This window comes from Actinomyces gaoshouyii (assembly GCF_002076915.1).
Lineage (GTDB): Bacteria > Actinomycetota > Actinomycetes > Actinomycetales > Actinomycetaceae > Actinomyces > Actinomyces gaoshouyii.
The window spans coordinates 1429639-1451151 of sequence record NZ_CP020468.1; the positions used below are offsets into that span (position 1 = coordinate 1429639).

Annotated in this window: 19 protein-coding genes; 3 read left to right on the forward strand and 16 right to left on the reverse strand. The window is 71.9% G+C overall.

Annotated features, from left to right (window positions below; translation table 11 throughout):
• Positions 1–13 precede the first annotated feature (13 nt).
• From B6G06_RS05845 to pyrH, 10 genes are all read right to left on the reverse strand, one after another.
• Positions 14–1825: a proline--tRNA ligase gene (locus tag B6G06_RS05845; protein WP_420807205.1), complete on the reverse strand. Its 1812-nt coding sequence runs from the start codon at positions 1823–1825 to the stop codon at positions 14–16.
• Between the two features lie 188 nt (positions 1826–2013).
• Complete coding sequence (locus B6G06_RS05850; RefSeq protein ID WP_080463050.1) at positions 2014–2970, reverse strand: GNAT family N-acetyltransferase; 957 nt, start codon at positions 2968–2970, stop codon at positions 2014–2016.
• A 42-nt stretch (positions 2971–3012) separates the two neighbouring features.
• Complete coding sequence (gene ispG, locus B6G06_RS05855) at positions 3013–4158, reverse strand: flavodoxin-dependent (E)-4-hydroxy-3-methylbut-2-enyl-diphosphate synthase (RefSeq protein WP_229657903.1); 1146 nt, start codon at positions 4156–4158, stop codon at positions 3013–3015.
• 203 nt (positions 4159–4361) lie between these two features.
• Positions 4362–5684: a M50 family metallopeptidase gene (locus B6G06_RS05860; protein WP_080462982.1), complete on the reverse strand. Its 1323-nt coding sequence runs from the start codon at positions 5682–5684 to the stop codon at positions 4362–4364.
• Entirely contained in the window at positions 5681–6958 is a 1278-nt protein-coding gene (gene dxr / locus B6G06_RS05865; protein WP_081171453.1) for a 1-deoxy-D-xylulose-5-phosphate reductoisomerase, read from the reverse strand. The genes B6G06_RS05860 and dxr overlap by 4 nt, the downstream gene beginning before the upstream one ends.
• Before the next feature lie 43 nt (positions 6959–7001).
• Entirely contained in the window at positions 7002–7544 is a 543-nt protein-coding gene (locus B6G06_RS05870; protein ID WP_373284814.1) for a DivIVA domain-containing protein, read from the reverse strand.
• On the reverse strand, positions 7541–8809 hold the full coding sequence (gene rlmN / locus B6G06_RS05875) for a dual-specificity RNA methyltransferase RlmN (RefSeq protein WP_081171455.1): 1269 nt from the start codon (positions 8807–8809) through the stop codon (positions 7541–7543). Before rlmN ends, B6G06_RS05870 begins: the two co-directional genes overlap by 4 nt.
• A 65-nt stretch (positions 8810–8874) precedes the next feature.
• Positions 8875–9804 carry a phosphatidate cytidylyltransferase gene (locus tag B6G06_RS05880; RefSeq protein WP_081172227.1) on the reverse strand — a complete coding sequence of 310 codons (930 nt, stop codon included), beginning with the start codon at positions 9802–9804 and terminating at the stop codon, positions 8875–8877.
• An 83-nt stretch (positions 9805–9887) separates the two neighbouring features.
• On the reverse strand, positions 9888–10445 hold the full coding sequence (frr, locus tag B6G06_RS05885) for a ribosome recycling factor (RefSeq protein WP_080462979.1): 558 nt from the start codon (positions 10443–10445) through the stop codon (positions 9888–9890).
• 95 nt (positions 10446–10540) lie between these two features.
• Positions 10541–11299: a UMP kinase gene (gene pyrH, locus B6G06_RS05890; RefSeq protein ID WP_080462978.1), complete on the reverse strand. Its 759-nt coding sequence runs from the start codon at positions 11297–11299 to the stop codon at positions 10541–10543.
• A gap of 285 nt (positions 11300–11584) precedes the next feature.
• Between pyrH and B6G06_RS05895 the strand changes: the two genes are divergently transcribed.
• Together B6G06_RS05895 and B6G06_RS05900 are read left to right on the forward strand one after the other, a co-directional pair.
• Positions 11585–13333, forward strand: coding sequence for a sodium:solute symporter family protein (locus B6G06_RS05895; protein WP_081171457.1), 1749 nt, complete (start codon positions 11585–11587; stop codon positions 13331–13333).
• Between the two features lie 12 nt (positions 13334–13345).
• Positions 13346–13618, forward strand: coding sequence for a hypothetical protein (locus tag B6G06_RS05900; protein ID WP_081171459.1), 273 nt, complete (start codon positions 13346–13348; stop codon positions 13616–13618).
• Between the two features lie 251 nt (positions 13619–13869).
• Here B6G06_RS05900 and tsf read toward each other — a convergent pair whose 3' ends face one another.
• Positions 13870–14709 carry a translation elongation factor Ts gene (gene tsf, locus B6G06_RS05905; RefSeq protein ID WP_080462975.1) on the reverse strand — a complete coding sequence of 280 codons (840 nt, stop codon included), beginning with the start codon at positions 14707–14709 and terminating at the stop codon, positions 13870–13872.
• A 44-nt stretch (positions 14710–14753) separates the two neighbouring features.
• Positions 14754–15632 (reverse strand): 30S ribosomal protein S2, encoded by an 879-nt coding sequence (gene rpsB / locus B6G06_RS05910; protein ID WP_080462974.1) that lies wholly within the window; start codon positions 15630–15632, stop codon positions 14754–14756.
• Between the two features lie 558 nt (positions 15633–16190).
• Between rpsB and B6G06_RS05915 the strand changes: the two genes are divergently transcribed.
• Positions 16191–16961 (forward strand): M23 family metallopeptidase, encoded by a 771-nt coding sequence (locus tag B6G06_RS05915; RefSeq protein WP_240494025.1) that lies wholly within the window; start codon positions 16191–16193, stop codon positions 16959–16961.
• An 18-nt stretch (positions 16962–16979) separates the two neighbouring features.
• On the opposite strand, the gene B6G06_RS05920 is transcribed toward B6G06_RS05915, so the two are convergent.
• Genes B6G06_RS05920 through B6G06_RS05935 form a run of 4 tightly spaced genes read right to left on the reverse strand, consistent with a single transcriptional unit; the run spans position 16980 to position 21440 of the window.
• Positions 16980–17951 carry a tyrosine recombinase XerC gene (locus tag B6G06_RS05920; RefSeq protein ID WP_080462973.1) on the reverse strand — a complete coding sequence of 324 codons (972 nt, stop codon included), beginning with the start codon at positions 17949–17951 and terminating at the stop codon, positions 16980–16982.
• On the reverse strand, positions 17948–19381 hold the full coding sequence (locus tag B6G06_RS05925) for a DNA-processing protein DprA (RefSeq protein ID WP_081171461.1): 1434 nt from the start codon (positions 19379–19381) through the stop codon (positions 17948–17950). Before B6G06_RS05925 ends, B6G06_RS05920 begins: the two co-directional genes overlap by 4 nt.
• Positions 19378–20958 carry a YifB family Mg chelatase-like AAA ATPase gene (locus B6G06_RS05930; RefSeq protein WP_081171463.1) on the reverse strand — a complete coding sequence of 527 codons (1581 nt, stop codon included), beginning with the start codon at positions 20956–20958 and terminating at the stop codon, positions 19378–19380. The genes B6G06_RS05925 and B6G06_RS05930 overlap by 4 nt, the downstream gene beginning before the upstream one ends.
• The gene (locus tag B6G06_RS05935) at positions 20955–21440 is read right to left on the reverse strand and encodes a YraN family protein (protein WP_081172230.1); all 486 of its coding nucleotides are present in this window, start codon (positions 21438–21440) and stop codon (positions 20955–20957) included. The genes B6G06_RS05930 and B6G06_RS05935 overlap by 4 nt, the downstream gene beginning before the upstream one ends.
• Positions 21441–21513 lie beyond the last annotated feature (73 nt).

The window sequence follows — 21513 nt, forward strand, 5'->3', positions numbered from 1 at the left end:
CCGTCACCACCGGTTATTGGGCGAGGGCGTCGCGCACGAGCGCGCAGGCCTGCTCGGCCGCCTGGTCGGCGGGCACGGAGCGGCGCGCACCGCTGCGGCGGTCGCGGATCTCCACTGTGCCGTCCTTGGCGAGGTCGCGGCCGATCACGATGGTGTAGGGCAGCCCCAGGAGCTCGGCATCGGCGAACTTGACGCCGGCGGAGACCTTGCGGCGGTCGTCGTAGAGGACCTCGATGCCGTCTGCATCCAGAGCGGCGGCGATGCGCTCCGCCGTGGCGAAGACGGCGTCGTCCTTGCCGGTGGCCAGGATCTGCACGTGGTACGGCGCCACGGCGATGGGCCAGGCCAGGCCGCGCTCATCGTGGTTGGCCTCGGCCAGGGCCGCCATGACGCGCGAGACGCCGATGCCGTAGGAGCCCATGGTGACCACGCGGGACTTGCCGTTCTCGTCGAGGACGCTCAGCCCCAGGGCCTCGGAGTACTTGCGTCCCAGGGCGAAGATATGGCCGACCTCGATGCCGCGGGCGAGGCTGAGCGGACCGGAACCATCGGGGGCGGGGTCGCCCTGGCGAACCTCTGCGGCCTCGATGGTGCCGTCGGCGGTGAAATCGCGGCCCATGACGAGGCCGAGCACGTGCTTCTTGGGCTCGTTGGCACCGGTCACCCAGCTGGTGCCGTTCACGATGCGGGGGTCGACGAGGTAGGGCACGGAGCCCACGAGGCGCTCGGAGCCGTCCTGGTCCCTCTCCACGCGGCGCAGGGGCGAGTTGGGACCGACGGCTTCCGGGCCGATGTAGCCGCGCACGAGCTCGGGGTGGCCCTCGAAGTCCGATTCCTCGGCCATGGCGACCTCTGCGGGGGCGACGGCCGCCTCCAGGCGCTTCATGTCGAGATCGCGATCGCCGGGGATGCCGATGACGAGGAGCTCGCGCTCACCGCCGGGGTGGGTGAGGGTGACGACGAGGTTCTTGAGGGTGTCGGCGGCCTCCCAGGCCCGCCCGTCGGAGCGCGGGTAGGCCTCGTTGCACAGGGCGACGAGGGTGTCGATCGTGGGGGTGTCGGGGGTATCGACGACGCGCGCCTCGGGCGCCCCGGAGGCGTCGATCTCATCGGGGACGACGGTGGTGACGGCCTCGGCGTTGGCGGCATAGCCACCGGCGGAGCGCACGAAGGTGTCCTCCCCGATGGGCGAGGGGTGGAGGAACTCCTCGGAATGGGAGCCGCCCATGGCACCGGACATGGCGTTGACGATGACGTAGTCCAGGCCGAGGCGCATGAAGAGCCGCTCGTAGGCGTCGCGGTGGAGCTGGTAGGAGGCGTCCAGGCCGGCCTCGTCGATGTCGAAGGAGTAGGAGTCCTTCATGACGAAGTCGCGGCCGCGGATGATGCCGGCGCGGGGACGGGCCTCGTCGCGGTACTTGGTCTGGATCTGGTAGACGATGGCGGGCAGGTCCTTGTACGAGGAGTACATGTCCTTGACCGCAAGGGTGAACATCTCCTCGTGGGTGGGGGCCAGGAGGTAGTCGCCGCCCTTGCGATCCTTGAGGGTGAACAGGGTGGGGCCGTACTCGGTCCAGCGACCGGAGGCCTTGTAGGGGTCGGCGGGCAGCAGCCCGGGGAAGTGGACCTCCTGACCGCCGATGGCGTCCATCTCCTCGCGCACGATCGCCTCGATCTTGCGCAGCGTGCGCAGCCCCAGCGGCAGCCAGGTGTAGATGCCGGGCGCTGCGCGGCGGATGTAGCAGGCGCGCACGAGGAGCCTGTGGCTGGCGACCTCGGCGTCGGCGGGGTCCTCGCGCAGAGTACGGATGAAGGCGTTCGACATCGTCTGTAGCACGTGCCGATCCTACGTGCTCAGCGCACGGGCGCCCGAATCAGGGCGGGATGGGCGGCGCCGGGACGGCGAGGCCCGGGATGCTGCGGGCACTGGCCCTGGGGCGACGGGCGCCCCCTGGTTCGACATGACGTGGCCGAGCGGTGGGTGCTGGCACCCGCCGTGCGGCCCCTGATGGATCAGAGCATCACCGTGGCGAAGGCGCCGTGCTGGGTGAAGCCGAGCGAGTGGTAGAGCGCCTGCGCCGGGGCATTGAAGTCATTGACGTACAGGCTCACCCCACCATCGGGCCCCACGTGCTCTTGTCGCACGGCGTCGACGGCCGCGGCCAGCGCCGCGCTGCCCACTCCCCTGCCTCGCAGGTCCGGGCGCGTCCACACGCCGGTGAGCTGGGCGACCGCGCCGTCAGGAGCGTGCCAGATCCCGCCGACGTCGACCTTGAAGGCCACTCGCGCCGGGCCCCCGGGGCGCGCGGGGCGCCCCTGGCCGTCGTCGAGGAGTACGTAACTGCGGCCCTCGCCCACGAGCCATGAGACGTGGCGGGCGTAGGAGCCGCCGGAGGATATGGGGTCGTAGCCGACCTCCTCGGTGAACATGGCCACCGAGGCCGGCAGGACGAGGGGCTCCTCCTCGGGGCGCGCCCGGCGAGTCCCGCGCGCGGCCCAGTCCAAGGATGGGCGCCGGGCCACCGCCTGGGCGGCGAGTCCCCCGGGTGGGCTCGGTGCGATGAGGACGGGCTGGTTCCACCGCGCCTCCCGGTAGCGCATCCCGGCGGCCTCCAGGCGTTCCCACAGCAGGGAGACGTCCTCGGGGCTGCCGAGGATCGAGCCGTTGCGCGTCAGGCGCGGGCGGGCGTGCTCGGCGAGCGCCTGGGCGCCGACGCGGCCCGCCCCGGGCAGGCCCAGCTCGGGGCGCGGGGCAAGGCCCATGACGATGAGGGAGCCCGTGGACCAGGCGGCGGCGTCGGGGGCCGCGGGCCGTCCCAGGACGACGACGTCCCCCGATCCCCAGTGCCTCCAGCGCTCGAGCTGCTGGGCGAGCGGCAGGAACAGAACGGGATCGCGGGAGCACAGGGCGAGCACGCCCCCGGCGCGGCGGGGGCTCACGGGGGTCAGTCGGCGCGTGAACAGGGGCATACCGAGGCGGACGGAGCGGACCGCACCCGCCACTGCTGTCCCTCAGAGCGCCAGGACCGAGGGCGCCGTGCCCTTGAGGGCGTCCTCGCCGAGCTCGGCGCGCATCTGCTCGGCCATGGCCTCGGCATGCTTGATGAGGGTCTCGACGACCTGGTCCTCCGGGACGGTCTCGACGACCTTGCCGTGGACGAAGATCTGGCCCTTGCCGTTGCCCGAAGCGCAGCCGAGGTCGGCCTCGCGGGCCTCTCCGGGCCCGTTGACGACGCAGCCCATGACGGCCACGCGCAGCGGGGCGCTGATGGACTTCAGGCCCTCCTCGACGGACTCGGCGAGGGACCACACGTCCACCTGGGCGCGGCCGCAGGAGGGGCAGGAGACGATCTCGAGCTTGCGCTCGCGCAGGCCCATGAACTCCAGGAGCTTGGTGCCGACCTTGACCTCCTCGACCGGCGGGGCGGACAGGGAGACGCGGATGGTGTCCCCGATGCCCTGAGCCAGCAGCGTGCCGAAGGCGGCGCAGGACTTGATGGTGCCCTGGAAGGCGGGGCCGGCCTCGGTGACGCCGAGGTGGAGGGGCCAGTCGCCCATCTCACTGAGCAGCTGGTAGGCCCGCACCATGGTGACGACGTCGTGGTGCTTGACCGAGATCTTGAAATCGTGGAAGCCGCACTCCTCGAAGAGGCCGGCCTCCCAGACGGCGGACTCCACGAGGGCCTCCGGGGTCGCCTTGCCGTGCTTCTTGAGCAGGCGCGGGTCCAGGGAGCCGGCGTTGACGCCGATGCGCAGGCTCACGCCGGCGTCGGAGGCGGCCTTGCAGATCGCGGCGACCTGGTCGTCGAACTTGCGGATGTTGCCCGGGTTGACGCGCACGGCCCCGCATCCGGCCTCGATCGCCTGGAAGACGTACTTCGGCTTGAAGTGGATATCGGCGATGACGGGGATGCGAGACTGCTTGGCGATGATGGGCAGGGCCTCGGCATCCTTGTCCGTGGGGCAGGCGACGCGCACGATGTCGCAGCCGGAGGCGGTGAGCTCAGCGATCTGCTGGAGGGTGGCCCCGATGTCGTGGGTCTTCGTCGTCGTCATCGACTGCACGGTGATGGGGGCATCGCCGCCGACGGAGAGGTCGCCGACCCGGATCCTCCGGGTGGGCCTGCGGGGGGCGAGAACAGGGCGCTCCTCGCGCATGGAGGGGATGCCAAGGGCGATCGCTTCAGTCACGCGCCCCAGTATGGCACCGCGCTGCGCGCGCGCACGACGCCGGAGGGTGTGGTGCGCGCGATGCCGCAGCCGACCAGGTCACCCGGTGGTGTCACTCGGATAGTGCGGAGACATGCCGCCACCGCGCCACGAGTCCGGCCCGTCAGCAGGAGATCACTTGGGCAGCGCGCCTATCCGGCGATCGGGGCCACGAGGTCGACCCACACGAGGATGACGGTCATGACGATGAGGATGCCGAAGACCACCTGCCCCACGGGCAGCATGCGGGCGGTGTCCACGGGGCCGGGGTCTGGGCGCCCGTGCGCCAGCGCCCAGCGGCGTCGGGCCCCCTCCCAGAGGGCGCCGGCCACATGGCCGCCGTCGAGGGGCAGCAGGGGGATGAGGTTGAAGGCGAAGAGCGCCAGGTTGAGCGAGCCGAGCAGCATGAGCATCTGGGCCACGCGCAGTTCCAGCGGGACGCTCACCGCGGATGTGCCCGTGCCGGCGCTGGACACCTCGCCCGCGATGCGCCCGACGCCCACGAGGCCGATGACGCCGGCGGAGCGCTCCTCGTGACCGAGCCCGGCGGCCACTGCGTGGTAGAGGCCCACCGGCAGGGTGGCGATCACCTCAACCGTGCCGGTCACGGCCTGCCCGATCGTGGATGGGAGCTCGCCGATCGGCAGGGGCACCGCCCCGTACACGGGGCTGATGCCGACGTAGGGGCGGCTGGTGGTCGTGGGGCTGCCGTCGGAGTCGAGCACGGGGTTGCCCTGGAGATCGAGGACCTTTCGCTGGAGCTCGGCGGCGGTGACGGTCAGGGTGACCTCAGCGCCGTCGCGCTCGACGACGACGGGCACGGAGCGCGTGCCGGAGGCGGCGATCGCGGCCTGGACGTCCTTCCATGAGGATGTCCGCGCGCCGTCCCAGGAGCGGATCTCGTCACCCGCCCGGAGGCCCGCGGCCGCCCCGGGCGCCGCCGGATCGGCGTCCGTGCAGGCGGTGTCGGAGTCGACGTCGGAGGTCAGGCAGGTCGAGACGCTCTTGAGCGTGGTGGTGCCGCCCGGGATGCCGATGCCGCAGAAGGCGACGGCGAGCAGGAGGACGCCCAGCACGAGGTTGGTCAGGATTCCGCCCGCCATGACGAGGAGCTTGCGGGGCACACTGAGGAGGTAGAAGGCGCGGTGCTCCTCGCCCGGCCCGATCTCCGCCAGAGCCTCGGCGCGGGCCTCGGCGATCTGGGAGCCGGGCTTATCCGGGCGGCCCGACCTGGCCGGGGGGATCATGCCGACGAGCTTGACATAGCCACCCAGCCAGATCCATTTCACCCCGTACTCGGTCTCCCCCCGGCGCGTGGACCAGACGCGGGGCCCGAAACCGATGAAGTACTCGGGGACCTTCACGCCGAAGCGCTTGGCGGGGATCATGTGCCCGAGCTCGTGAAGCGCGACCGAGATGCCGATGCCGATCACGAGGACGAGGATGCCGAGGGCGTATGCGAGGGCCTGAGTCATGCGCGCAGTCTGCCATGGGAGGCGATGAGCTCGTCGGCGCGCGCCCTCGCCCAGGCCTCCACCTGCGCCACCTCGTCGAGGCCGGGCGCGGCCAAGCCCTCGTGCTCGCCCAGGACGGCTGCGTCGATGCCCACGATGTCCAGCCATTCCAGACCGCCCGCCAGGAAGGCGGCGACGGCCTGCTCGTTGGCGGCGTTGAGGACGGCGGGGTGGGTGGCTGAGGCGGCCACGGCGGAGCGCGCCAGGCCGACGGCGGGGAAGGCGTCGTCATCGAGGGGCTCGAAGCCCCAGGCCACAGGGGCGCTCCAGTCGTTGGGGGCCACCAGCCCGGCCAGGTCCGGGCGCTCGGGCCAGGTGAGGCCCAGCGCAATGGGCAGGCGCATGTCCGGAGGGGAGGCCTGGGCGATCGTGGCGCCATCGATGAACTCGACCATTGAGTGGATGACCGATTGGGGGTGGACGACGACGTCGATGCGCTCGGGCGGGATGTCGAACAGGAGGTGCGCCTCGATGAGCTCGAGCCCCTTGTTGACAAGGGTGGAGGAGTTGATGGTCACCACCGGGCCCATCGCCCAGGTGGGGTGGGCCAGGGCCTGCTCGGCGGTGACACCGGCGAGCGAGGCGCGGTCGCGTCCGCGGAAGGGGCCGCCGGAGGCGGTCAGGATCAGGCGGCGCACCTCGCTGGTCCCGGTGATGACGGGACTGGTCAGGCCCTTCTCATGACGGCCGGAGGCCAGGGCCTGGGCGATCGCGGAGTGCTCGGAGTCCACGGGGACCACTTGGCCGGGGCGGCGCAGCGCTTCCTTGACCAGCGCCCCGCCGACAACGAGTGATTCCTTATTTGCCAGGGCCAGGCGCGCCCCGCTGGCGAGCGCGGCCAGGGTGGGGCGAAGGCCCACCGAGCCGGTGATGCCGTTGAGGACCGTGTCCCCCTCCCCCATGCCGGAGGCCTCGATGGCGTCCGCGGCGGCGTCCGGGCCGGTCAGGATCGTGGTGACGGGGTCGGGGCGGCCCAGGCGCTCGGAGGCGGCGGTCAGGGCGTCGCGCAGCGCCCGCTCGATTCCCGGACGCTCATCGGCCAGGGCCACGAGCGGAACGGTGAAGCGCAGAGCCTGCTCGGCCAGGAGATCGAGGCGGGAGCCGCCGGCGGCCAGCGCGGCGACACGGGGGGCGCCCCGCCCGAGGCGCCGGACGACCTCGAGGGCCTGGGTGCCGATGGATCCCGTGGAGCCCAGGAGGACGAGAGCCCCGGGGGCGCCGGCGCGGGCGGTCATGCTGATGATGCTCGTCCCCTTCCGGACTCGGCCCGGGCGGGCCTCACTCAACGGAGAAGACGACCTCGACGACGCGCGCGAGGTAGCGGTCGACGCTGGACTCGTCATAGGCCTTGGAGCCGCGCGCGCTGCTGAACACGGCCGTGCGGACCTCGGCGGAGGTCAGGGGCTCCTCGGAGTCGAAGTAGGCGGCGATGCGGTCCATGAGGGCGTCGACGTCGGCCTTGGCGTAGCCGTGGCGGCGGGCCGGGGCGAAGCGCTCCCCAGCGGGGCGAAGGAGGCGGGGGTAGAGCGTGGTGGCGAGCTCGGCCACTTGGTCCATCCAGGCCTGGCGCCCGTTCTGGGCGACGAACTCGGCCCGGCGCCGCTGCAGGAAGGCGGTCTCGAGACGGTCGAGGGCCGCGTCGACGGCGCCGGGCTCGTAGCCCCGGCGCACGATGTCGAAGGCGACGGTGCGCACGCCCTCGGAGTCCATCTCGTCGAGGTCCTCGGACTCGTAGATGTCCTTGGCCGTCTCGAAGTAGCCGTCCACCTGCGAGGGACGGTATCCCCGGCGGAAGAACGACGTCCTGGGGAACATGGTCATGACCTGATCCTCTCCTGCTTGAGAACCTCCGCCGCCAGCTGGCCGCAGGCGCCGTCGATGTCGCTTCCGCGCGTGTCGCGCACGGTGGTGGTGATGCCGGCGCGCCGAAGCGTGCCCACGAATAGATCTTGCACGCTGGGCTCGGAGCACGTCCAGATCGATCCCGGCGTGGGGTTGAGCGGAATCGGGTTCACATGCGCCCAGCCGCGGCCCCGCCGGTTCAGCTCATCGGCGAGCATCTGAGCCCGCCAAGCGTGGTCATTCATGTCCTTGATCAGGGCGTACTCGATGGATACGCGCCTGCCGGTGGCGCGGAAGTAGTCGTGGGCGGCGTCGAGGAGCTCGCCGACCCGCCATTTGGAGTTGACCGGGATGAGGGCGTCCCGCAACTCGTCGTCGGGGGCGTGGAGGGACACGGCGAGCGTGACGGGCATCCCCTCCCCCGCCAGCTTGCGGATGAGCGGCACGAGGCCGACAGTGGAGACTGTGATGCCGCGGGCGGACAGGCCGAAGCCCTCCGGTGAGGGGTCGATGAGGCGGTGGAGGGCGGCGACGACGTTCCTGTAGTTGATCATCGGCTCGCCCATGCCCATGAAAACGACATTGCTCAGGCGCACGGGGCCGTCGGCCGGGGCGCCGTCGGCGCAGACACGGGCGGCGTGGCGGACCTGTTCAACGATCTCGGCGGTGGTGAGGTTGCGGGTCAGGCCCATTTGCCCGGTGGCGCAGAAGGGGCACGCCATGCCGCAGCCGGCCTGGGAGGAGACGCACAGGGTGGTGCGGTCCTTGTAGCGCATGAGCACGGATTCCACGCGCACCCCGTCGTGGAGCTCCCAGAGGTGCTTGAGGGTGCGGCCGCCGTCGGCGCGCATGGTCCTCACCTCGGTGATGAGCTCGGGCAGGAGCTCGGCGGCCAGCTGCTCGCGCACGGAGGCGGGCAGGTCCGTCATCTCCGCGGCGTCACGGGTGAAGCGGGTGAAGTAGTGGCGGGAGAGCTGGTCGGCGCGGAAGGCCGGCAGGCTGACTTCGGCCAGCGCCGCCTTCCTGCCCGCGAGGTCGAGGTCGGCCAGGTGGCGGGGAGCCTTGCCGCGGGCGGGCGGGACGGCGAAGGACAGGCGGGGGCGCGCGTCAGAGGTAGCGGCGCCCTCGGGAGGCTGGTCCGTGGGCATCACCTGGACCTCGCCGGGCACTGGACCGCTGGCCCGGCGCCGCAGGGCGACGGGCTCAGGGCGCCCGGTGCGGGCGCGACCGACGGTGGAGCTCACGGGGCTCGGGGTCCTTTCTCTCAATTTGTCTCACTGGTGGCTCATGGTCTCGTCCCGCGCGGCCGTCACCAGGGGATGAGGGTGAACAGGTACACGATAGGCGCAGTGACCAGGATCGAGTCGAGCCGATCCATGAGGCCGCCGTGCCCGGGCAGAAGCGTACCCATGTCCTTCAGGCCGAGATCGCGTTTGAGGAGCGACTCCCCCAGGTCGCCGAGCGTGGCCACGATCGTGCAGCAGGCGCCGAGCGCCGCGCCCGCCCACAGCGGCCCGTCGAGGAACAGCAGGCAGGCCGCGCCCGCCCCGACGGCGGCGATGAACGATCCGGCGAATCCCTCCCAGGACTTCTTCGGGGAGACCGCGGGGGCCATGGGGTGGCGACCCATCGTGATGCCGGCCAGCCAGCCCCCGGTGTCGTTGGCGATCGGCAGGGCGAGCAGGGTGATGACCTTGGCGACGCCGTGGTCCTGGGCGACGAGCAGCACGGCGAAACTGGCGAGGAACGGGAGGTAGGTGGCGGCCAGGACGGAGGCCGTGGCGTCCACGGAGCGCGAGCGTCGGACCTCGTCGTGAGCATCGGTGCGCGGCACGTCGTGGGGGCTGGCCTCGAGGACGGTCCCGTCCTCGGCCTCGGCGTGCTCCACGAAGGACCACAGGACGCAGGCCCCGGCGGTCGCCAGGTAGGCGCCGAAGGCGCTCTCGGCACCGAGGGTCCAGGCGGTGATGGCGATACCGGCGGTCCCCACCCACAGGAGCAGGAGTGGCAGGGCGATGCCCTTGCGCGCGAAAGCGCCCGCGAGCTCCCACAGCGCCCCGCACACGGCGAGGATGACGACGCCGACGAAGTACTTCTTCTCGAAGACCAGGGAGGCCAGGATCCCGCCGATGAGGACCGCGGAGACGCCGATCGCGGCCGGCAGGTTGCGGCCGGCCCGGCCCGTGGCGGGCAGGGGCGCGCGATTGCGCGTCGGTGGCGGTGTCAGCAGAGCGCTCAGAATGGTCACGAGGGGTTCTTCGGGTCGGGGTGGGGCGTCGCCGTTCCGTCAAGTCCCGCGAGGGGCCGGCGGGCTCGGGCGGATCAGACGGAGAGGAGCTCCTCCTCCTTGGAGGCCAGCGACTTGTCGATGGCGTCGACGAAACGCTTGGTGAGCTGGTCGAGCTCACCCTCGGCGCGCTTGACGTCGTCCTCACCGGCCTCGCCATCGCGCTTGATGGCCTCGAGCTCCTTCTTGGCCTTGCCGCGCACGCCGCGGACCTGGACACGGGCCTCCTCGGCGCGCGAGCGCGCGAGCTTGACATAATCCTTGCGGCGCTCCTCGGTGAGCGCGGGCAGGGTGACCCGGATGACCGTTCCGTCATCGGTGGGGTTGACCCCGAGGTCGGACTCGCGGATGGCGGTGGTGATCGCCTTCATCGCGGAGCGGTCGAAGGGGCTGACGATGACCGTGCGGGCCTCGGGGATCGTCAGGGAGGCGAGCTGCTGGAGGGGGGTGGGGGCGCCGTAGTAGTCCACCAGGATCGAGTTGAACATGGAGGGGTTGGCTCGGCCGGTGCGGATGGCGGCGAGCTCGCCCCTGGCGGCCTCCAGGGCCTTGTCCATCTTCTCCTCGGTGGAGAGCATGACATCGTCGATCATCGTTCTTCCTTCGCTTGGGGGGGTATCTGGGTGGTCATCGCACCGCGGCGCGGCACGTGCTGGATCGGACTGAACCGGTTCTCGCGCCCCGTGACTCAGGGCCTCCCCCTGGAGACGAGCGTGCCGATCTTCTCACCCAGGAGGGCCCTGGTGATATTGCCGTCCTCGCCCATCCCGAACACGCGCATCGTCAGGCCGTTGTCGCGGGAGAGGGCGAAGGCGGAGGCGTCGACGACGGCGAGCCCGTCCGCCAGGGCGCGTTCGTAGGTGAGGTGGTCGAGCTTGACGGCGCTGGGGTCCTTGCGGGGGTCCGCCGTGTAGACGCCGTCGACCCCGTTCTTACCGACCAGCAGCTCGTCGCAGCCGGTCTCCAAGGCCCGCTGGGCGGCGACGGTGTCCGTGGAGAAGTAGGGCAGGCCCGCGCCCGCCCCGAAGACGACGACGCGTCCCTTCTCCAGGTGGCGGATGGCGCGCAGCGGGATGTAGGACTCGGCGACCTGCCCCATGGCGATGGCGGTCTGCACGCGGGCGGGCACCCCGGCCTTCTCGATGAAGTCCTGGAGTGCCAGGGCGTTCATGACGGTGCCGAGCATGCCCATGTAGTCGGCACGGGCGCGCTCCATACCGCGGGCCGACAGCTCGGCGCCGCGGAAGAAGTTGCCCCCGCCGACGACGACGGCGACCTGGACCCCGGCGCGCACGGCGTCGGCGATCTGCGTGGCGGCATCGGAGACGACGTCGGGATCGAGGCCGATGGACCCTCCGCCGAAGACCTCGCCCGAGAGCTTGAGCAGGACGCGCCGCGGGTGGTGGCCGTGCGCGACGCGGTCGTCTCTGCTGCTCTTGTCTGCCATCTCTGCCTCTCCGCTTCTCTGCCTGTGCCGTGGCCCGCCCGCGCGGCCGCCGGACAACGCCCGCGCTTCGGCGGGGCGGTGGTCGCGGGCGGGCCTTGAGCCGTCTGGTAGAGACTACCCGCTCGCACCGTCGCGGGAGACCCGCATGGGGCGGCGGGACGGCGGCGCGCAGGCAGGCGATCCAGGCAGATCGGTGTACCAAAACGGTCACAAGCCCTTAACACGAACGCTAGGCTCGCACAGAAGACCCATTCATGTGTCTCGGTTCACATCCAGGAGGCGTTGATGACCGCATCCCACTTGATCCCTCCCCTCGCCGCGTCGGGCTCCTCCACACTGCTGGAGGCCCGCTGGTACGACTACTTCCCCATCATCGTCTACTTCGCCTTCGTCATGGGAGTCGGCTTCATGGCCAAACGGCGCACGGCCTCATCCGATGACTTCCTCACCTCCGGCCGCTCCCTGCCCGCCTGGGTGACCGGCATCGCTTTCGTGTCGGCCAACCTCGGCGCCGTCGAGATCATGGGCATGTCCGCCAACGGCGCCCAGTACGGCCTGCCGACCTTCCACTACTTCTGGATCGGCGCCATCCCGGCCATGATCTTCCTGGGCCTGGTCATGATGCCCTTCTACTACGGCTCCGGAGTGCGGTCGGTGCCCGAGTTCATGCTCAAGCGCTACGGCAAGGCCGCTCACCTCATCAACGCCCTCTCCTTCGCGCTGGCCCAGCTGCTCATCGCCGGCGTCAACCTGTACCTTCTGGGCTCGATCGTCCACCGCCTGCTGGGGTGGCCGCTGTGGGTGGCGCTCATCGTCGCCGCCGTCATCGTCTTCAGCTACATCAGCCTGGGCGGGCTGTCCGCAGCCATCTACAACGAGGTCCTCCAGTTCTTCGTCATCATCGTGGCGCTGCTGCCGCTGACCCTCGTCGGCCTCAACCGCGTGGGCTGGTGGAGCGGCCTCAAGGAGAGGATCACAGAGGCGGCCACCACCCACGGCACCGGGGCCTACGCGGACCCCAGCGCACAGTTGCACTCCTGGCCCGGCAACCTGCTGTCCGGCTTCGACTCCTCGGCCCTGTCCGTCTTCGGCATCGTCTTCGGCCTGGGCTTCGTTCTGTCCTTCGGCTACTGGACGACGAATTTCGTGGAGGTCCAGCGCGCCATGGCGGCCGACTCGATCTCGGCGGCGCGCTCAGCCCCGATCATCGGCACCTTCGCCAAGATGGCCGTGCCCTTCCTCGTCATCATCCCGGGCATGGTGTCCGCGGTCCTCGTCTCCGAGATCATCGCACTCAAGCAGTCCTCGCTCAGCGGCGCGACCGCCAGTGGGGAGATCACCTACAACGACGCCGTCCTGCTGCTCATGCGCGAGGTCCTGCCCAATGGCCTGCTGGGCCTGGCGATCACCGGTCTGCTGGCCTCCTTCATGGCAGGCATGGCGGCGAACATCTCCGCTTTCAACACGGTGTTCACCGTGGACCTCTACGAGCGCTACATCAACACGAAGGCCGATGACGCCACCTATTTGCGCATGGGCAAGCTCACGACGGCGATCGCCACGATCGTCGCGATCTTCACCGCGCTCATCGCCTCGAACTACTCCAACCTCATGGACTACCTCCAGCAGCTCTTCTCCATGTTCAACGCGCCGCTGTTCGCCACGTTCATCATCGGGATGTTCTGGCGCCGGGCCACGAGCCACGCGGGCTGGTCCGGGCTGGCCTGCGGGACACTGGCGGCGCTCGCCCTCAACGTGGCGTCCCGGACGGGGCACCTGACGCTGCCCGGCCAGGGCCTGGCCTTCCTCGCCGCGGGCACGGCCTTCGCCGTCGACATCCTCGTGACCGTCGTCGTCTCGTTGATGACCGCGCCCAAGCCCGCCGCGGAGCTGGAGGGCTTCGTCTACTCCCTCACGCCGCAGGAGGCGCGCACGGACCCGAACGAGGCGGCGCTGCCCTGGTTCCGCAAGCCGGTCCCGCTGGCGATCTGCGCGGGCACACTCGTCATCCTGCTCAACTCGATCTTCCACTGAGGAGCCGCAGACATGTCATTGCTGTCAAAGATCCTGGCCGATATCCGCACGGTCATCGCCGCTGTCCTCGGTATTTTCGGCCTCTTCCTGCTCATCTGCGCGGGATTCCTCAACGGCGCGGAGGAGATGGCCAAGACGGGCGGCGTCAACGCGAACCTGTGGGCGGGCATCGCCCTCGTCGTCGTCGCGGTGCTCATGGCCCTGTGGTGGGGCGTCTCCCCCGGCAACTCCGGCAAGGGATCGGGCGACTCGCCCTCCGATCCCGGGGCCCACCGCCAGGGCTGAGCCCGGCCACTGCTCGGATCCCCCATCGCCGCATCGCGCCTCCCGGTTACCGTCGCGCGCGTGCGGACGCGCGGAGTGCTTGCGGACGCGCCCCCGGCGCGCGTCGTCAAGCCCCGGGCGCGTTCACAAGCACCAAGCGCATCCTCAACGGACCGGGTTCCGCGTTGGTCGCGCTGCGCGCCACGGCCCCCGGTCCACGAGGGACCGGGGGCCGTGCTATCGCTGACCGCTGAGTCAGCGGGCTTTCGTGATCAGGCGCCGACGCGGAAGCGGACGAAGCCGACGAGCTCACCGCCGGTGGCCTCGATGACCTTGCCGACCGTGGTCTTGGGGTCCTTCGCGAAGGCCTGCTCGACGAGGCAGTTCTCCTTGAAGAAGCCGCCCAGGCGGCCCTCGACGATCTTCGGGATGGCCTTCTCGGGCTTGCCCTCGGCGCGAGTGGTCTCCTCGGCGATGGCGCGCTCCTTGTCGACGATATCGGCGGGGACGTCCTCACGGGTGGCGTAGGCCGGGGAGTAGGCGGCGGTGTGCATCGCAACGTCGTGAGCCACCTCGGCGGCCTTGGCGTCGGTGCCGACGAGCACGCCCACCTGGGCGGGCAGGTCGGGATTGGTGCGGTGCAGGTAGAGCTCCACCTTGGGGGCGCTCAGGCGGCCAACGCGGCGCACGACGATCTTCTCGCCGATGACGGCCTGCATGGAGTCGGTGAGGTCCTTGACGGTGGAGCCGTCGACCTCGACCTCGGCCAGGGCCTCGGCGGACTCGGCGCAGGAGGCCAGAGCGGCGGAGAGGACCTTGTCGGCGTAGTCGAGGAACTTCTCGTTCTTGGCCACGAAGTCGGTCTCGGCATTGATCTCGACGAGCACGCCGGTCTGGCCGTCGGCGTCGTCAACGACCTTGGCGGCGATGAGTCCGGCCGAGGCTGCGCGGCCCTCGCGCTTGGCGATGCCCTTGAGGCCCTTGACGCGAATGATCTCGATGGCCTTGTCGACGTCGCCGTCGGCCTCGTCGAGGGCCTTCTTGACATCGAGCATGCCGGCGCCGGTCTTCTCGCGGAGCGCCTTGATGTCAGCAGTGGTGTAGTTCGCCATGGATTCTCCTGGTGTTGAAGCGTGGGGAATGTCGTCAGGGGCGCTCAGGCCTGCTCGGCCGAGGGCCCGTCGGGGTCGGCCTCAGCCGGGGCGTCGGCGGGAGCCTCGGCGGCCGCCTCAGCGGGCTGCTCGGCCGCGGCGGCCTCGGCACCGGCGAGGAGCTCGGCCTCCCACTCGGGCAGCGGCTCAGCCTCGGGTGTGCCGGCCTCGGAGCCGGTGCGGGCGCGGCCGGCGGAGCGGGCGAGGAGGCCCTCGGCGGCGGCGTCGGCGACGACGCGGGTGAGCAGGCTGACGGAGCGGATGGCGTCGTCATTGCCCGGGATGCCGTAGGTGACCTCGTCGGGGTCGCAGTTGGTGTCGAGGATCGCGATGACCGGGATGCCCAGCTTGGAGGCCTCGGAGATGGCCAGGTGCTCCTTCTTCGTGTCGACGACCCACACGGCGGCGGGGAGCTTGGCCATGTCGCGGATACCGCCGAGGGTGCGGATGAGCTTGTCCTTCTCGCGGCGCATCATGAGCAGCTCCTTCTTCGTGCGTCCGGAGCCGGCCACGTCGTCGAAGTCGATCTGCTCGAGCTCCCTCATACGGTCCAGCCGGGCGCGCACGGTGGAGAAGTTGGTGAGCATGCCGCCCAGCCAGCGCTGGTTGACGTAGGGCATGCCGACGCGCTGGGCCTGCTCGGCCACGGCGGCCTGCGCCTGCTTCTTGGTGCCGACGAAAAGAATGCTGCCGCCGCGGGCGACGGTCTCCTTGACGAAGTCGTAGGCGGTGTTGATGCCGTCGACGGATTTCGTGAGGTCGATGACGTAGATGCCGTTGCGCTCGGTGAGGATGAAGCGCTTCATCTTGGGGTTCCACCGGCGGGTCTGGTGCCCGAAGTGGACACCGGACTCGAGGAGCTGGCGCATGGTCACGACTGCCATGACTTGTCCTTTCGCGCGGCCGGGAGGCTGCCCGGTCCGCCATGTATCAGGGGACGCCGTCGATCTGCGACGGCGTCCCATGGGTTCTTTGAGTTGATCCCCTGCGCCCGGACGTGCCGGGGCCGCCCTGGAGCGGGCGGATGGGGCCTGGTGCCCACGACGCGCGGCCACCCGCCTGCGCCTCCCGGTGCTTCGGGAAGGCCCTGCGGGACCGCGACCGCGGCGTCCGAAAGGACGTTCCCAGAGCCCGAGGGCGCTGGTTGCGGGCACGCGAAGTCGGTCGCCGCCCCCCGGGATCCAGAGGATCCGGGCCCGCGCCGGACCGATGCTCCCGAGGGAACCCGACCGACACGCATCACAGCGAACCGCGTGCGAGAGGCTATCACAGCGATATCGACCTTTCCGCATTGTGACGGGCAATGATGCCACTGCCCAGGTGTCGTTCTCATCACGGGGCCGGGTCTCGCCCGGGAACCACAGGCATGGCGGCGCGGCGGTTCCCGGCGCTCCTGTGAGGGCGGGGCACCGGGGCGCGATGAAGAGGCTGAGCATGGGGTCATGCCGCTTTCGCCGCCCGTTCCGCCACCCGCCCCACTACCGTTCTCGCCCGCGGCTTCCGCTCTGATCCCCCATGCCTCCCCATGGCCGCACCGCGCGCTGCTCCTGCTGGTCACGCCGCTCATCGCTCTGGCCCCCGCGGTGCTCATCACCTCCCCCGCCGTCGGCGCTCTGCCCGTGGAGCCCGGTGCCGAAGCGGCAGCGCTCAGTGCGGCCCTCCCCACGAGCGCGCCGGTGGAGCGTGCGGATGATGCGCATCGGGGCACGCGCTACGTGTGGCCCACGGGTGAGCCAGTGGCGGTGGTCGAGGGCTTCGATCCTCCCGCCGTCGTCTGGGGCTCGGGGCACCGCGGCATCGACCTGGCAGTGGCCGCGGGCAGCCCCGTGCGCGCGGCGGGCGCGGGCACGGTGTCCTTCGCGGGGATGGTGGCGGGGCGCCCCGTGGTCTCGATCGATCATGCGGGCGGGGTCCGCACCACCTATGAGCCGGTGGAGCCGGCGGTGGCCGCGGGCGACGCGGTGGGCGCCGGTCAGGTGATCGGCACCCTGCTGCCCGGTCACCGCTCCGACGGCGTTGATGCTCTCCACTGGGGCGCCAGGACTGGGAAGAAGTCCTATATCGATCCGCTTCGCCTCCTGCGCCCGCCGGTCATCCGCCTCAAACCCGCCGCGCTGACCGGTGCCATCCGCACCCACTGGTGCGGGCAGGATGCGCCACTCGGCGGAAACGGCACCACCCGGGACGGCGCGCACCAGTCGATGGTTGCCTGAGCGCCCCGGGGCGCGCCCTCAGGCCCGGGGGAAGGCCTGCTCGTAGACGGCCCGCAGCCGCTCGGCGGACACGTGCGTGTAGCGCTGGGTGGTGGCCAGGGATGAGTGGCCCAGGAGCTCCTGGACGCTGCGCAGGTCCGCCCCTCCGGAGAGCACGTGCGTGGCGGCGGAGTGGCGCAGCCCGTGCGGGCCCAGGTCCGGAACCCCGGCGGCCGCGGTGGCGCGGTGGACCACCTCGCGGATGGCGCGGGTGTCCACGCGCCCGCCCCTGGCACCGAGGAAGAGGGCGGCGCCGGTGCGGGGGCCGACGAGGGCGGGGCGCTGATCGAGCCATCGCTCCAGGGCCCGGGCGGCCGGGGCGCCGTAGGGGACGGCGCGCTCCTTGTCCCCCTTGCCCAGGACGCGGATGGTGCGCCTGCCGCTGTCGACGTCCCCGAGGTCCAGTCCGGCGAGCTCGGAGACCCTCATGCCGGTGGCGTAGAGGATCTCCAGGAGGGCGAGGTCGCGCGCGGCCAGAGGGCGCTCGGCGGGTGGGGCCTGGCTGGCGCGCGCGGATGCCGCGGACAGGAGCACGGCGGCCTGCTCGGCGGTGAGGACGGTGGGAAGGCGGTTGTCCACGCGCGGGGAGCGCAGGCGCGCGGCGACGTCGGAGTGGAGCAGGCCGCAGCGCTGAGCCCAGGTGGAGAAGGCACGGATCGCGGCGCTGCGCCGGGCCATGGTGGCCCGCGAGCGCCCGGCTCCGGACATGCCTGCGAGCCAGGCGCGCAGGTCGGCCAGGTCGAGGCTGGCCAGGGCGGGTCCGATGGGCTCGGCCTCCCCCGCGCCCACCCCGAGGAAGTCGAGCAGGTCCTCCAGGTCGCCCACGTAGGCGCGCACCGTGTGCCCCGACAGGCCCCGCTGCAGGCCCAGATGCCGGAACCAGGCGTCCAGGAGCTCCCCGCGCAAGGAGGGCAGGTCCGTGCCCGTCCCGGGGCCGTGGTCGCCGCTCATGCGCCCAGGGTAGAGGACCGGACCCGGTCCGCTGGTGCTGAGCGGCGCAGGGCGGGCCGTCGCCAGCGGGCACCATCGCTCTGGGCGCGACCGGCCAGCTCGAGCGCGCCCAGGGCGGCCAGGGTCTCCCGCTCGGACAGTCCGGCGGCCCGGGCGACGGATTCGATGCTGGCCGCCGCGCGCACGGGCAGGGCGTCGACGACGGCGGCGGAGACGGCGTCGAGCCCATCGAGCAGCCCGGGCCGGCACGCCTCGGATAGCTCCTCCTTGGGGGCATCGGCGTCCGCGGCGCCCATGGGAAGGAGCAGCTCGAGGGCCTCCTCGACGTCGGTGACGCAGGTCGCGCCCTGGCGCAGGAGGCGGTGGCAGCCGCCTGAGGCCATGGAGGTCACCGGCCCGGGAACGGCCCCCACAGGGCGCCCGATCTCCATGGCGTGGTGGGCGGTGGACAGCGCGCCCGAGCGCCAGGCCGCCTCCACGACGAGGGTGGCGCCCGTCATCGCGGCGATGATCCTGTTGCGGGTCAGGAAGCGGTGGCGAGCGGGCTGGCTGCCGGGCGGCACCTCGGCCACCAAAGCCCCATGGTCCACAACTGCCTGGAGCAAGGTGGTGTTGCCGGCCGGGTAGAGGCGATCCACTCCCCCGGCCGAGACGGACAGCGTGGGCCCCGCGGTGAGCGCCCCCCGGTGCGCAGCGGCGTCGATGCCGAAGGCACCGCCGGAGACGATGAGCGCGCCGCACTCGGTGAGCCCCCGGGCAAGATCGATGGCCATGCGCTCGCCGTAGGCAGTGGAGTCTCGGGCGCCGACGAGCGCGAGCGCGTGACCGGCCCCGCGTCCCGCGCCCATGCGGTCCTCCCGCACCGCCAGCCCCAGCGCTCCCTCCCCGGCGCCCGCCTCCTCGCGGCCCACGAGCAGGGCGGGGTCCCCTCGCAGCCAGAGGCAGAAGGGAGGCTGCTCGAGGTCGTCCATTCCCGGTGGCCACCAGGGATCGCCGGGGACCACGAGGGAGCCGCCCAGGCGCTCCAGGACATCGAGCTCACGGCGGATGTCCAGGCCCGCGAGCCTGGGCGCCCATCGCTCCACGGCGCTCGCCCATCGGCGGGGCGTGACGTCCTCCAGGAGGTGCTCCGGCAACGGCGGGGGCTCAGGGCGCCCCGAGCCGTGCTCGGCCCTGTGGCGCGCCCAGGCCAGGGCCTCGGGCGCGCCGAGGCCGGCCACGAGGATGGCCGCGGCGTGGTCGGCCGGCTCGGCGAGCCGCGACCAGGTGGCGCGGGCCAGGAAATCCGCCTCATCGGGCGGTTCGACCGGTCGTGCCTGCCGAGGCCGCGGCTTCGGTGCGTCACCGGGTGGCGCGGTGCCGTCGCCCGGTAGGACGGGGCGGAGGGCGGCATCGGAGGCGACAGGATCGGTGGTGTCCCGGGCACTCATGAGCGGGCTCCTCGTGTGCGCAGGGCCAGGGCGGCCCCGAGGTCGGGCGGGGCGGGGCGGTCGTGCTCAGCGAGATCGGCCAGAGTCCAGGCCAGGCGGAGAACGCGGTCGACACCGCGCAGAGTGAGGTCGCCCCGATCGAGGGCCTCCATGAGCGGGCGCATGAGGGTCGGATCGGCCCCACCCTCCTCGCTGCGCAGGTAGGAGCCCGGAACCTGGGAGCTGAGTCGCCAGGGGGTTCCCGCCAGTCGCGCCGCGGCCCGCTCGCGCGCGGCGAGCACCCTCGCGGCCACCGCGGCGCTCGACTCCCCGGGCGCGCCCGAGGCGAGGTCGGAGGCACTGAGCGCGTCAACCTCCACCTGGATGTCCACCCTGTCCAGAAGCGGTCCGGACAAGCGGGAGAAGTAGCGGCGCCGCTGAAGGGAGGTGCAGGTGCACCCCAGGCCCTTGCCGCCGGCGCGCCCGCAGGGGCAGGGGTTGGCGGCGAGCACGAGTTGGAATGCCGCAGGGTAGTCGGCCCGCCCGCCGACGCGGTCAATGCTCACCTCCCCGGCCTCCAGTGGCTGGCGCAGGCAGTCCAGGACACTGGCGGGGAACTCCGGCGCCTCGTCGAGGAAGAGGACGCCCCGGTGGGCCAGGGACACGTCCCCAGGGCGGGGCAGACCGGAGCCCCCGCCGATGATGGCGGCGCGCGTGGCGGTGTGGTGCGGGCAGCGCATGGGCGGCTCAGTCAGCAGGCCGGCATCGGCGTCGAACAGGCCCGCCAGGGAGTGCAGGGAGGTGACCGTGACGGCGTCGCTCTCGGCCAGGGGAGGAAGGATCGAGGGCAGGCGCTCGACGAGCATGGTCTTGCCCGCCCCGGGCGGCCCGACCATGAGCAGGTGATGACCGCCGGCGGCAGCGACCTCGAGCGCATGGCGGGCCTGAGCCTGCCCGACGACGTCGGCGAGGTCGGCCCGACGGCCGGAGCCCGCGCGCCCGCCGGCGGGGGCGACGACGACGGACGGTGGGCGCTTCTGGGCGCCGCGCATGATCTCGACGGCGGCGCGCGGCAGGCGCCCGCCGTAGCCCTGGACGAGCTCGCCGAGGTGGTGGACCGCCTGAATGCTCGCTCCCGGCACCAGACGGGCCTCCGACGCGCAGGCGGCGGGGACCACAATGCGGCTCACGCCGGCCTCGACGGCGGACAGCACCGCAGGGAGCACGCCGCGCACAGGATGCACAGCGCCGTCGAGGCCGAGTTCCCCGATGTAGGCCACCCGAGCCATGCTGGCCAGGGCGCGGGGCGGGAGGGCTCCGCGCGCGCCGAGCACGGCCAGGGCCAGGGCCAGGTCGAAGCCGGTACCGGTCTTGGGCAGGTCCGCCGGGGAGAGGTTGACGGTCAGGCGCTGCTCGCCCCAGGTCGTGCCGCAGACGGTGAGAGCGGCGCGCACGCGCTCCCGGGACTCCCGGATCGCGGCGTCGGGCAGGCCTACGAGCATGAAGCCCGGCAGGCCGGAGGTGGCGTGGGCCTCGACGTCGACGAGGTGCCCCCGCAGCCCGGTGAGGGTGACGGCCAGGGTGCGCGCGATGCTCATGATCCGCACACCGCCCTGTGGTGGCGCAGGAGCGCGGGGGCGCCCTCGCGCAGGATGACGGAGACAACGTCCAGGCGGAGGCGGTGCGGCGGGGCTCCCCGCTGGCCGGCCCAGGCGATGGCCAGGCGCCGCAGGCGCGCCTCCTTGGGAGGGGTGACGGCGGCGGCGGGCGGCCCGGCGCGCAGGGTGGATCGGGTCTTGACCTCGACGATGACCAGAGCGCCAGCGGGATCCTCGGCGATGATGTCGATCTCGCCGCGAAGCCCGGATCCGGCGGGTGCGCGCCAGTTGCGATCGAGGATCCGCCAGCCTGAGTCGCGCAGATAGTCGACGGCGATGTCCTCGCCCCGTTGGCCGGTGAGGCGCCGCTTCTCCGCGGAGCGCGGGGCCGCGGCGGGCGGTGCCTCCCGAGCGGCGGGCGGGATCAGTGGGTCGGGGCGCGCTGCCAGCGGCGCGGGGATGGGCGGGTTCGTCGGGATCATGGTGGTCACCTCCGTGACCACGGTGCCTCGCCGTCGGACTGGTCCGCGCCCGCCGTCCCCAGGAGGGGATGGG